An 11923-nucleotide genomic window follows, 5' to 3' on the forward strand; every position below is an offset into this window, starting at 1 on the left:
TCGCCGGACTCGTCCACGGCCTGTCCACGCCCCGGGCGCAGGACGGACGACGCCGGGGCCCGGCACGGGCCGGCCGCAGTGCCGCCGCAGCCGCTACAGCAGTCGCCGCAGCCTCATCAGGTCCCGGAAGCCTGCCTCCAGCCGCACCCGGCCCGAGCCCCACGCCCGTACGAAGTCCAGCCGGCCGTCCACCAGCGCCACCAGGTCCTCGCCCGTCATCGTGAGCCGGATCTGCGCCCGGTGGCCGGGCGGGCCGGGGCGCGGCACCACGTCCGCCAGGGCACCGGCCGCCAGCCGGCCCTCGAACCTGACGTCCAGATCGGTGAGGTGGCAGCTCAGCGAGCGGTCCAGCGCCGCGGCGTCACGCACTCCGGCGCCGGCCGCGGCGAGGTTGCCCGCGAGCCGGTCCAGGGCGGCCCGGCAGTCTTCGACGGTGACCATCGACCGGACGATACGCCAGGCCCGTGGGCTCCCGTACGCCGGAGCCGTACGGGTTCGCGATAGCGTCGGGGACATGCACGAGCCGACGTCGTCTCCAGGGCAGCCGCACCCCCCTGCGCCGCTTCGACCGCAGCCCCCCGGCACCGCCCCGGCGGCGGCACCGGGCCCCTCGGCTTCCCGCGACGAGGCCGCGGAACCACCCGCCGCCCACCCTCCTCGGCCCGGCGCCCCGCAGGACCTCCCGGACGCCGTCGGCTCGGACGCCCTCGGCTCGGACGCCCTCGGCCCGGACGCCGTCGGCCCGGCGACCGCCGAGGACCCCCCGGGCCCCCGCCCGCTCGGCCTCTCCACCACCCCGACCGGGCACGCGGACGTCGACGAGGCCCTCACCCGGCTTTCGGACGCCGACCACCTCGAGGTGGGCGACCACCTACAGGTGTACGAAGATGTCCACCACAGGCTGCGGGACACGCTGGCCGCACTCGACCAGCGACCCGGCCCGCCGCCACCGCAGCCGTCCGGTACGGTCCGGCCCGCGCCACCCGGCGTCCGGCCGGGGCCGGTGGGCGCAGGCGGTCCGCAGGGGACGTCGTACGAGAGCAACAGGAGCTGAACCGCACGTGGCAGGAGTGGCACGACGCCGACTCGACGCGGAGCTGGTGCGCCGCAGGATGGCGCGGTCCCGGGAGCACGCCAGCCAGTTGATCGCCGCGGGCAGGGTGACGGTGGCCGGCGCCACCGCGACCAAACCCGCGACGCAGGTGGCCACCAGCGCGGCGCTCGTGGTGCGCGCCGACGACAGTGACCCCGACTACGTCTCGCGCGGCGGCCACAAACTCGCCGGCGCGCTCGCCGCCTTCCAGCCGCTCGGCCTCCTGGTCGAGGGCCGCAGGGCACTGGACGCCGGCGCCTCGACCGGCGGCTTCACCGACGTGCTGCTGCGCGCCGGCGCCGCGCAGGTGGTCGCCGTCGACGTCGGTTACGGGCAGCTGGCCTGGACTCTGCAGAGCGACGAGCGCGTCGTCGTCCGGGACCGCACCAACGTCCGGGAACTGACACCGGAGACCGTCGGCGGGGTGCCGGTGGACCTGGTCGTCGGTGACCTCTCCTTCATCCCGCTCGGACTGGTCCTGCCCGCGCTGGTCCGCTGCGCCGCCGCCGACGCGGACCTGGTGCTCATGGTCAAGCCGCAGTTCGAGGTCGGCCGCGAGCGGCTGGGCAGCGGCGGCGTGGTCCGCAGCCCCGAGCTGCGCGCCGAGGCGGTGCGCACCGTCGCCGCCCAGGCGGCCGAGCACGGCCTCGGTGTCCGGGCGGTGACCGCCAGCCCGCTGCCGGGCCCCTCGGGCAACGTGGAGTACTTCCTGTGGCTGCGGGCGGACGCGCCGCCGCTCGACCCGGCGGCCGTCGAACGCGCCGTGGCCGAGGGGCCCCGGTGAACGCGGTCGCCCCGGCGCCCCGGCGGGCGGGAGGGGCCGCGGCAGACCATGCACCGGGAGACCCGGTGAACACCACGAGCGAGGGGGTCCCTGTGGCGGCCGACCAGTCCGCACCTTCCACGTCGTCCCCGTCCGGCGGGCCACCGGCCGGACGCCCGGGGCACGAGCCCTTCCCCGAAGCCGGCTCCGCGCCGCGGCCCGCCGATTCCGGCTCCCCGCAGGCCCCCGCGCCGCGCGGCGAGGAAGCCGAGCCGGCCGAGACCCCGGCGCCCCCGGCCACCGGCCCCGCCGGGACCGACCCGGCCGGGCAGGAGCAGGACGGGGCCCCGGGCGGGGAGGTGCCCGCGGTCGCAGGGGTCTGCGACCTCTCCGCCGTCGTACCCCTGCCCGGCCCCGACGCGCCCATCGAACCGTCCGCCCGGCGCCGCGTCTTCCTGCTCGCGCACACCGGGCGCGACGCGGCGGTCCGCAGCGCCGAACGGGTCGTGGGCAAGCTGCTCCGCTTCGGCATCGAGGTGCGGGTGCTCGCCGAGGAGGCCGCCGACCTGGAGCTCCCCGAGGACGTCGACGTGGTCACCTCCGAGAAGGGCGCCGCCGACGGCTGCGAACTGGTCGTGGTGCTCGGCGGCGACGGGACCCTGCTGCGGGGCGCCGACTTCGCCCGTGCCTCCGGGGTTCCGATGCTCGGCGTGAACCTGGGACGCGTCGGCTTCCTCGCCGAGGCCGAACGCGACGACCTCGACAAGGTCGTGCACGGCGTGGTCACCCGGAGCTACGAGGTCGAGGAGCGGATGACGCTCGACGTCCTGGTGCGCAACAACGGTGTGATCGTCCACACCGACTGGGCGCTGAACGAGGCGTCCGTGGAGAAGGCCGCCCGCGAACGCATGCTGGAGGTCGTCACCGAGGTCGACAACCGGCCCGTCTCGCGGTTCGGCGGCGACGGCGTGGTCTGCGCGACGCCCACCGGCTCCACCGCCTACGCCTTCTCCGCCGGCGGGCCCGTGGTCTGGCCGGAGGTCGCGGCGCTGCTGATGGTGCCGATCAGCGCGCACGCCCTCTTCGCCAAGCCGCTGGTGACCTCCCCGGACTCGGTCCTGGCCGTCGAGGTGCAGCCGCAGACCCCGCACGGCGTCCTGTGGTGCGACGGCCGGCGGACCGTCGAACTGCCCGCGGGCGCCCGGGTGGAGGTCCGGCGGGGCGCGGTGCCCGTGCGTCTGGCCCGGCTGCACCACTCCTCCTTCACCGACCGGCTGGTCGCCAAGTTCGCCCTGCCCGTGGCGGGATGGCGCGGCGCACCCCGCTGACCAGGCACCACCACGTCACGGTCCGGCCCCGGGGAGCCCTCTGCCCGGGCGGGGAGGCCCCTCGGGGAGGCGGCCGGGCCGGGGGAGCGGGGCTGATCACCCAAGGGCCCGCAGTCGCCTCCCGGGGGGCTGCCCCGCTGTCCTGGTCCGGCGCGGGGCGTCCGGGCCGGCGCGGGGCGTCCGGGCCGGGGCCGGACCCGGCCGTACGTTCCCGGCGTCACTTCCCGGCAGGGCGTTCCACGACGTCCGGGCACACTCCGAGGGCCCGCCGGGGTACCGACCGCCGGCCCGGCGGTGGGCCTTCCCGCGCTGGTCGGACCGCCTGCCGGGCCCGGTGGCGGGGTACTCCGCGCCTCGGCGGCGGGGCGGTGAGGGGGCGCGCGAAAGGGGCGCAGGCGCGGGCGACCGTCGCGGGGCGGCCCCGGGACCTCGTAAGGTCGTACCCGTGTTGGAGGAGATGCGGATCCGGTCCCTGGGCGTCATCGACGACGCCGTCATCGAGCTGTCCCCGGGTTTCACGGTGGTGACGGGCGAGACGGGGGCGGGCAAGACCATGGTCGTCACCAGCCTCGGGCTGCTGCTCGGCGGCCGGGCGGACGCCGCCCTGGTGAGGGTGGGCGCCGCCTACGCCGTCGTGGAGGGACGGCTCTCGATGGACCCGGACGCCCCGGCGGCCCGGCGCGCCGAGGAGGCGGGCGCCGAGCTGGAGGACGGCGTCCTGCTGGTGAGCCGTACCGTTTCCGCGGAAGGCCGGTCCCGCGCCCACGTCGGCGGGCGGTCCGCCCCGGTGGGGATGCTGGCGGAGCTCGCCGACGACCTGGTGGCCGTCCACGGGCAGACCGACCAGCAGGGGCTCCTGCGGCCCGCCCGGCAGCGGCAGGCCCTCGACCGCTACGCCGGTGACGCCGTCGCCAAGCCGCTGGCCGCGTACGGCGCCGCCTACCGCAGGCTGCGCGCCGTCACCGAGGAGCTGGCCGAGCTCACCACCCGCGCCCGCGAACGCGCCCAGGAAGCCGACCTGCTGCGGTTCGGCGTGGAGGAGATCGCGGCGGCCGAGCCGCAGCCGGGCGAGGACGTCGAGCTCGCCGCGGAGGCCGAGCGCCTGGGCCACGCGGAGGCGCTCGCCTCCGCCGCCAGCGCCGCGCACACCGCCCTGGCCGGGGACCCGGTGGACCCCGAGAGCGTGGACGCCGGAGCCCTGGTGGCCGGTGCCCACCGGGCGCTGGAGGCCGTCCGCAACCACGATCCGGCGCTCGCCGCCCTCGCGGAGCGGCTCGCCGAGGTCGGCATCCTCCTCGGTGACGTAGCCGGCGAACTCGCCGGCTACGCCGACGGCCTGGACGCCGACCCGCTGCGGCTCGCCGCCGTCGAGGAGCGCCGCGCCACCCTGAACCAGCTCACCCGCAAGTACGGCGAGGACATCACCGCCGTCCTGGCCTGGGCCGAGGAAAGCGCCACGCGCCTGGCCGAACTGGAGGGCGACGACGACCGGATCGGTGAGCTCACCGCCGAACGGGACGCCCTGCGGGCCGAACTGGCGCAGCTCGCCCAGACGCTGAGTGACGCCCGGCACGAGGCGGCCCAGCGGTTCGCCGACGCGGTCACCACCGAACTCGCCGAACTGGCCATGCCGCACGCGCGGGTGAGCGTGGACATCAGCCGGCAGGTGCTGGCGGAGGACCCGGCCCGGGCAGAGGAGGCAGGGGTGGACGGCCTGGAGCTGTCCGGCCGCCTCGTCGCCTACGGCCCGACCGGCGTGGACGAGGTGGAACTGCTGCTCGCCCCCCACCCCGGCTCGCACCCCAGGCCCATCGCCAAGGGCGCCTCCGGTGGCGAACTCTCCCGGGTGATGCTCGCCGTGGAGGTCGTCTTCGCCGGTTCCGACCCGGTGCCGACCTACCTCTTCGACGAGGTGGACGCCGGAGTCGGGGGCAAGGCCGCGGTCGAGGTCGGCCGGCGGCTGGCCAAGCTGGCCCGGTCCGCACAGGTGGTCGTCGTCACCCACCTCCCGCAGGTCGCGGCCTTCGCGGACCGGCAGCTGCTGGTCGAGAAGACCCACGACGGGTCGGTCACCCGCAGCGGCGTCAAGGTGCTGGAGGGCGAGGACCGGGTGCGGGAACTCTCCCGGATGCTCGCCGGACAGCAGGACTCCGAGACGGCCCGCGCCCACGCCGAGGAACTGCTGGAGGCCGCCCGCGCCGCCCGCTGAGCGGCGCCGCGCCGGCGGCCCTGCCGGGCCCCTCACCACCCTCCGCGCCCTGCGGCCGGGCGTGGGGAAACAGGCGCCGCCCACCGGTGGTCCGCCGGCGCCGGCCACCCCGTCCCCCCGCCGGCTCGTCGCCCGCCGCAGCCAGGCGCCCCCGGAGCCGGGTCCCGGTCCGGCGTCCCGGTTCGGAGGCCGTCCCCTCCGGCAGCCGCCCTCCGCCCCCGCATCACTCGTGTGGGTGGAATCGGCGTCGCGGCGAGGAGGTTGACGAGGTCCGGAGGCCGCGCTGTGCCGTTCCCCGCATCCGGCCTGGCATCCTGGGGGCGGCGCGGGCACGCCGTCCCGCCGGCCTCGTGGCGCCACGCTGCCGCCGGGCCGGACTCCGGGCTCCTCGCCCGCCCGGCGCCGCACCCCGGCCGATCACCGCCCTCCCGCCACCGAGCCCCACGGCGTCCGAGGTCCGCTGCACCGCACCCGCCCCGACCGTCCAGGAGACCCGACCCCCGTGAGCACCCTCCCCGCGCCGCGCGGCCGGTCCTCGCTCCGCGTGGTCCAGGTGCTCGGCCGCGGCAGCGGGGGCAGTGCCGCCCACGTCCGCTCACTGGCCGCCGGACTCGTCGCCAGGGGCGTGCGGGTGACGGTCTGCGCCGCGGCGGACATCGAGGCGCAGTACGACTTCACGGGCACCGGCGCGCGCTTCCTGCCCCTCGCGCCCCGGCCGGACCGCACGACGCTCACCGTTCTGCGCGAGGCATGCGACCAGGCCGACGTGGTCCACGCACACGGCCTGAACGCCGGGTTGCGGGCGGAACTGGCACTCGGTGGGCGACACCGCAGGCCACTGGTGGTCACCTGGCACACCCGGGGCGCCGTCGAAGGGGCGCGCGTCAAGGTGGACCGCCTGCTGGAGCGGCGACTGGTACGTGGTGCGTCCGTCACCCTCGCGACCTGCGCCGACCTCGTCGACCTGGCCCGGCAGCGGGGGGCGCGGGACGCCCGCCTCGCGCCCCTCGCCGTCCCCGGGCCCCGTGCACCGGAGGGGGACGGGGAGGCCGGCCGTCACACCCGGGGCAAGCTCCGCGCCGAACTCGGCACGGTGGGGCGCCCGCTGCTGCTGGTCGTCGCGCGCCTCACCGCCCACCAGGGGCACCGGGTGGTGCTCGACGCCGCGAGGTCGTGGCGGCACGAGACACCCCCGCCCCTCGTGGTGTTCGCGGGCGAGGGGGAGCTCCGCGGTGAGCTGGGCCGCAGGGTGGCGGAGGAGGAACTGCCGGTGCGGCTGCTGGGCCGCCGGGACGACGTGTCCGAACTCCTCACCGCCGCCGACCTGGTGGTGCTGCCCAGCCGCTGGGAGGCGCGCCCGCTCATCGCCCACGAGGCCCTGCGCGCCGGCGTGCCGCTCGTGGCCACCGACGTCGGAGGGACCCGGGAGCTGGTGGGGGAGGGGGCCGCACTCGTCCCTTACGGCGACGCCACGGCCCTGGCCCGCACCGTCACCCACCTGCTGCGCCACCAGGAACACCGGGACGCCCTCGTGACGGCCGGCCGCCGGCAGGCGGCGAGCTGGCCCACCGAGGACGAGACGGTCGCCCAGACCCTCAGCGTCTACGACGAGTTGACGCGGAGCTGACGTCTGCGCGGACGGGAAGCCGGCGTCTGCGTTGACGCGGTGCTGACGCCTGCCAGGCACCGACGCCCGCGGCCCCCGCCCACCGGCACGTGTCCCCGCCACCCGGCTGCCGCCGCCACCGGCGCAGTCCCCGCCCGGCCGCCGCCGGCCGGACCCCGCGTCCGCCCGCCCGTCCCCGGCAGGGGTTGGTCGGGGCGGCAGCGGGCAGACGTGCCCGCGGGCCGTCTCCGGCGGTCTCCCGTCCGCGATGCGGACCACCGGCCGCCCGGGCGGCGACGCCGGCCGCGGGGGCGGACCGCCGCAGCCCGCCCCACGTGCGGTGCAGCCGGCAGGTAGGCTCTCAGCGGACCGTCGGCGCGGCGCTCGCCCGGGTTCCGCGGCAGGCCGGACGGGACGCACCGACGCGGGAACCGCAGAAGGCACGGGGATGCACGCAGTGACACGTGTGACGGCGGCCTGGGACCGCTTCGTCGCCTCCGACCCCGGCCTGATCCGGCTGATGTCCGCACTGCGCACCGTGCTGTCCATCGGGCTGGCGCTGCTGGTGATGACAGCCCTCGGCGTCCCCGTGATGCTGCTGGTGGCCGGGGCCATGGCGGCGATGGTGTCCTCCTTCGCCATCTCCGAGACGCTGCTGCGGGACCAGGCGATCACCCTCGCCGCCGGCCTGCCGACCGCGTTGGCCGCCGTCTCCCTCGGCACGCTGCTCGCCCCTTACCGGGCCGCCGCCGACATCGTCTTCCTGCTGCTGATCTTCGGCGCCGTCTACATCCGGCGCTACGGCCGGCGGGCCCAGGCGCTGGGACTCATGGCCTTCCAGCTGTTCTTCGTCTCCCAGTTCATCCGCGCCCAGACCGCCCAGCTGCCGCAGCTCTACGAGGTGATGGCGGTGGCGTTCGGCTCGGGGGCGGTGGTGCGGTTCGTGCTGCTGCGGGCGACGCCCGAGTGGACGCTGCGGCGGCTGCTCCACGCCTTCCGCGGACGGCTCTCCCGGGCCGTCGGCACCCTCGCCGTGCTGAGCGAGCTGCAACGGGACGCCGGCCCGCAGCACCGGGCCGGCAGCCGGCACCGGGCCGGGGAGCACTCACCCCGCCGGCGGGCGGAACGGGACGTGCGCAAGCGCATCGCGAGCCTGCACGAGTGCGCCGTGATGATCCAGGGCCGCATCGACGACGCCGTCCCCGACGAGAGCGCCGCCGCCGCCCTGCAACGCCGGGTCGCCGAGAGCGACGTGGCGGCCCAGCGCCTCGCGGCCCTCCTGCTGGGCCACTCCTCCGGCACGCACCGGCTCGGCGAGGCCCTGGAGGAACTGCGGCTCATCCTCGAACGTGAGGGGCCCGAGGGCCGCGACGAGGCCACCGCCCTCGCCCGGGAACGCCTGCTGAGCGTCCGCGAGGACGTCGCCGACGCCCCGCCCGAGGCCGTGGAGACCCTGCGTGCCGCCGGCGAACTGGCCTTCGCCATGTTCGGCGTCCGGGTCGCCGCCGGGCAGGAGGAGGAGACGCCCGGTCCGGCCGGCCGCCGAGGCTCCGCCGTGCCTTCCGCCGCCGAGTCCCGTCCCAGGGCCCGCTGGGGGATGCTCGTCCTCGACCGTGACCACGGTGTGCGGGCGCTCCCCGCCGATCCGGGCGGCGCCCCGCCCCGCGGCCCCGAAGCCGCTCCCCGGCCCCCCGCGGGTGCCGCACCGGCCGGCGACGGCCCCGGGCCGGGCCGCGGCGCGGTGGAGAGCTCGCGGGAGGAACTGGCCGTGGAGGACCTCTCCCTCGGCCTGCGGGTGACGATGGGCCGTGAGACGGACACCGGCCGACAGGTCGGGCTGCGCCGGCCCACCACCCGGGCCGCCTTCCAGGTCACCGTCGGCTCCGCGCTCGCCATCGTCGGCGGCGAGTTCCTGTCCGCACAGCGCTGGTACTGGGCGGTGCTGACCTGCTGGGTGGTCTTCCTCAACACCGCCTCCACCGGCGAGATCCTGGTCAAGGGCTACCGGCGCCTGATCGGCACGATCGTCGGGGTGGTCGCGGGCGTCGGCGTCACCACGCTCGTCGCCGGCGACGTCCCGCTGGCGTTCGCGCTGGTCCTGGTCTGCGTCTTCTGCATGTTCTTCACCGCGCCCCTGTCGTACGCGCTGATGTCCTTCTTCGTGACGAACATGCTGGGACTGCTGTACACGCTGCTGCACACCTACTCGGTGTCGGTCATGGTGCTGCGCATCGAGGAGACCCTGCTCGGCGCCGCCAGCGGCCTCATCGCCGCCCTCGTCGTCCTGCCGGTGCGCACCGGAGCCCACACCGACCAGCGCCTCGCCGACGTCGTCGAGGCGCTGCGGGAGACCGTGCAGGCCTCGCTGAGCCGGCTGGAGGGAGGCCGCGGCCTGGAGGACCCCGCCCTGGACGACAGCGTCCGCGACCTCGACGAGGCGGTGGAGAACCTGCGCCAGGCGACCGCGCCGCTCACCCACCCCGTCAGCCCGCTGCGGGTGCGCCGGGGCACCACCCGCTACGTCGTCGGCCTGATCAACGGTGCCGCCTACCACGCCCGCGCGCTGGCCTCCTGCGTGCAGCAGCTGCCGGAGTCGGGCGCCGAGGACGACACCGCCCGCCGGCTCGCCGACCAGGTCACCGAGCACCTCACCCGGCTTGGCGACCACCTGAGCGGCACACGGCGGGGCACGCGGCCCGCCGGCTCCCGGATCTACCGCACCGTCCCCTACGCCGAGGCGGGCGTCCCGCTGGCCGCGGCACCCCGCGCCGACCCGGGCACGGCACTCGGCCCCGGCCGCACCGCCCGCGTCCGCCGCCACCTGCAGCGGCTGGAGGAGAACGTCCGGGGCCTGGACGAGCCGCTGCACCTCGGCGGAGACGAGCCGGCCCGGGACGGGAGCGGGCCGGGCCCCGCCTGAGGACACCGGCCGACCCGCACGGCGTGCCCTCAGCCGACGCGCACGACGTACTTGCCGCGCACCCCGCCCGCCTCCAGCGCACGATGGGCGTCCGCGATGCCGGCGAGCGGGAAGACCGTGTCCACGACGGGGCGGAGCGTGCCCTCCTCGGCGTACGAGGTCAGCTCGGTCAGGAGCGAGGTCCTCGGGTTGCCGCTGAAGAAGCGCACCCGGCTGCGACCGTGCACGGCGCTGGCCAGGACGTAGCCGAGGGAGGCCGCGATCCGGTCGGTGTCGAGGGCGACGGCCACCATGCGTCCGCCGCGGGCCAGCAGCCGGCGGTAGGCGCGCAGGTCCGTGCCGACGGTGTCCAGGATCACGTCGTACCGGCCGAGGTCGGCCGGCGTGGTGACGCGGTAGTCGAGGGCCTCGTCGGCGCCCAGTTCGCGGACCAGGGCCAGGTTGTCCGCCCGGGCCAGACCCGTGACGCGGGCCCCCGCCGCCCTGCCCCACTGGACCGCGACGTTCCCCACGCCCCCGGCCGCCCCCCGCACCAGGAGGCGCTCGCCCGGGCGCAGCCGCGCCTTGTCCCGCAGGGCGGTCAGGGCCGTGGTGCCCACCGGCAACGCGACGGCGTCGACCGGGTCGAGCCCCCCGGGGCTCCGGGAGATCCGCTCCGCTCGGACGGTGACGTACTCCGCCGCACTGCCGAAGCCCGAGGTGCGCGCCATGACGCCCCAGACCCGGTCCCCCACGGCGAACCCGGTGCCCGGCGAGCCGAGTCCGGCCACCTCCCCCGCCAAGTCCAGGCCGGTGCGCAGCGGGAACCTGCCCCCGGTGACCAGCCGGAGCCGGCCGGCGCGGGCGTGCAGTTCACCGCCGTTGACGCTCACCGCGCCGACCTTCACCAACACCTCGCCCGGCCCGGGCACGGGCTTGGGCACCTCGCCCACGTACAGCACCTCGGGGCCGCCGTAACTGTCGTACAGTGCGGCCCGCATCGTCTCGGTCATCTCGTACACCTCGCCCTGATCGCGTCTGCGACCGACCGTACGGTGGTAACCGGACGACACCGTCCACTTGAGCCGGAGGTGAGAGGGATCGACGAAAGATCCTCTCGGTTGCGTGCGGACGCCGAGCGCAACCGGCGGCGCATCGTCGAGGCTGCCCGCGAGGCCTTCACCCGGCACGGGATCGAGGTGCCGATGGCAACCGTCGCGCGGCAGGCCGGGGTCGGGGTCGCCACGCTCTACCGCCGCTTCCGGACCCGCGACGAACTGGTCAGGGAGGTCTTCGCCGACCAGCTCGACGCGTGCACGGCGGCCTTCGTCCAGGCGTTGGAGGACCCCGACCCGTGGCGCGGCTTCTGCCACGTGATCGAGAAGGTCTGCGCCCTGCAGGTGGCCGAGCGCGGCTTCACGGAGGCGTTCCTCACCGCCTTCCCGGAGGCGTCCGCGGACCATTCCCGGCGCCGGCTGCAGGGCGAGCACGGCTTCGCGCTCCTGGTCCGCAGGGCTCAGGACGCGGGGGCGCTGCGGAAGGACTTCCACCCCTCGGACCTGACGGTGGTGCTGCTCGCCAACAACGCCCTCGGCGCCACCCCCGACCCCGCGGCGGCTTCGCGGCGACTGGTCGGCTACCTGCTCGACTCCTTCCGCGCCCCCGCCGCCCACACCCGGCTGCCGCCACCGGCCGGCCTGGGCCTGAGGCACCTGGTGCCCAGCGGACACCACGTCCGGGGCAGCGGCGAGGGGTGAGGCCGCGCCAAGTGCCCGACCCTGGCCACCTGTTGCAGGGTGCCGGTCCGGCGTGATGGGCGCCCCGGGGGCCGGTGGGCGCAGCAGCGGTCCGGCGGGCGTCGGCGCGGCCGGCCTGCCAGGCAGTACCGGACCGGCCGTCAGGCCCTGCCGCACGGCCCGTCACACACCCACCCCGTTATGTTCTTCGCGGTCCTGCAATGGGACCGCTGGCCTCCGGGCCCGGCATGACTGTTGCCCCCTGTCGAAGGCATGACCTGGGGGGTGG

9 protein-coding genes are annotated in these 11923 nt (G+C 76.6%); 7 read left to right on the forward strand and 2 right to left on the reverse strand.

The window, feature by feature from the left end:
- Nucleotides 1–93 precede the first annotated feature (93 nt).
- Entirely contained in the window at nt 94–441 is a 348-nt protein-coding gene (locus tag ACFV3R_RS32155) for a sterol-binding protein (protein WP_385590499.1), read from the reverse strand.
- Nucleotides 442–514: 73 nt separating this feature from the next.
- On the opposite strand from ACFV3R_RS32155, the gene ACFV3R_RS32160 reads away from it, so the two are divergent.
- From ACFV3R_RS32160 to ACFV3R_RS32185, 6 genes are all read left to right on the forward strand, one after another.
- Nucleotides 515–1054 (forward strand): hypothetical protein, encoded by a 540-nt coding sequence (locus ACFV3R_RS32160; RefSeq protein WP_385590501.1) that lies wholly within the window; start codon nt 515–517, stop codon nt 1052–1054.
- Nucleotides 1055–1061: 7 nt separating this feature from the next.
- Complete coding sequence (locus ACFV3R_RS32165; RefSeq protein WP_385590503.1) at nt 1062–1877, forward strand: TlyA family RNA methyltransferase; 816 nt, start codon at nt 1062–1064, stop codon at nt 1875–1877.
- Nucleotides 1878–2260: 383 nt separating this feature from the next.
- Nucleotides 2261–3184, forward strand: a complete 924-nt coding sequence (locus ACFV3R_RS32170; RefSeq protein ID WP_385590519.1) for an NAD kinase — start codon at nt 2261–2263, stop codon at nt 3182–3184.
- 457 nt (nt 3185–3641) lie between these two features.
- Nucleotides 3642–5393, forward strand: coding sequence for a DNA repair protein RecN (gene recN, locus ACFV3R_RS32175; RefSeq protein WP_385590521.1), 1752 nt, complete (start codon nt 3642–3644; stop codon nt 5391–5393).
- 502 nt (nt 5394–5895) lie between these two features.
- Entirely contained in the window at nt 5896–7020 is a 1125-nt protein-coding gene (locus ACFV3R_RS32180; RefSeq protein WP_385590505.1) for a glycosyltransferase family 4 protein, read from the forward strand.
- A gap of 427 nt (nt 7021–7447) precedes the next feature.
- Nucleotides 7448–9919 (forward strand): FUSC family protein, encoded by a 2472-nt coding sequence (locus tag ACFV3R_RS32185; RefSeq protein ID WP_385590507.1) that lies wholly within the window; start codon nt 7448–7450, stop codon nt 9917–9919.
- A gap of 29 nt (nt 9920–9948) precedes the next feature.
- Here ACFV3R_RS32185 and ACFV3R_RS32190 read toward each other — a convergent pair whose 3' ends face one another.
- Nucleotides 9949–10911, reverse strand: coding sequence for an NAD(P)-dependent alcohol dehydrogenase (locus ACFV3R_RS32190; RefSeq protein ID WP_385590509.1), 963 nt, complete (start codon nt 10909–10911; stop codon nt 9949–9951).
- A 108-nt stretch (nt 10912–11019) separates the two neighbouring features.
- Here ACFV3R_RS32190 and ACFV3R_RS32195 point away from each other — a divergent pair, with 108 nt between their 5' ends.
- Nucleotides 11020–11655: a TetR/AcrR family transcriptional regulator gene (locus tag ACFV3R_RS32195; protein ID WP_385590511.1), complete on the forward strand. Its 636-nt coding sequence runs from the start codon at nt 11020–11022 to the stop codon at nt 11653–11655.
- Nucleotides 11656–11923 lie beyond the last annotated feature (268 nt).

Source organism: Streptomyces sp. NPDC059740 (assembly GCF_042733155.1).
In the GTDB taxonomy this organism is placed as follows: Bacteria; Actinomycetota; Actinomycetes; order Streptomycetales; family Streptomycetaceae; genus Streptomyces.

What these genes read in the sequence shown, in the direction of transcription:
- ACFV3R_RS32185 (WP_385590507.1), top strand. Translation starts at nt 7,448, where the DNA reads ATGCACGCAGTGACACGTGTGACGGCGGCCTGGGACCGCTTCGTCGCC.
- recN (WP_385590521.1), top strand. Translation starts at nt 3,642, where the DNA reads ATGCGGATCCGGTCCCTGGGCGTCATCGACGACGCCGTCATCGAGCTG.
- ACFV3R_RS32160 (WP_385590501.1), top strand. Translation starts at nt 515, where the DNA reads ATGCACGAGCCGACGTCGTCTCCAGGGCAGCCGCACCCCCCTGCGCCG.
- ACFV3R_RS32155 (WP_385590499.1), bottom strand. Translation starts at nt 441, where the DNA reads ATGGTCACCGTCGAAGACTGCCGGGCCGCCCTGGACCGGCTCGCGGGC.
- ACFV3R_RS32190 (WP_385590509.1), bottom strand. Translation starts at nt 10,911, where the DNA reads ATGACCGAGACGATGCGGGCCGCACTGTACGACAGTTACGGCGGCCCC.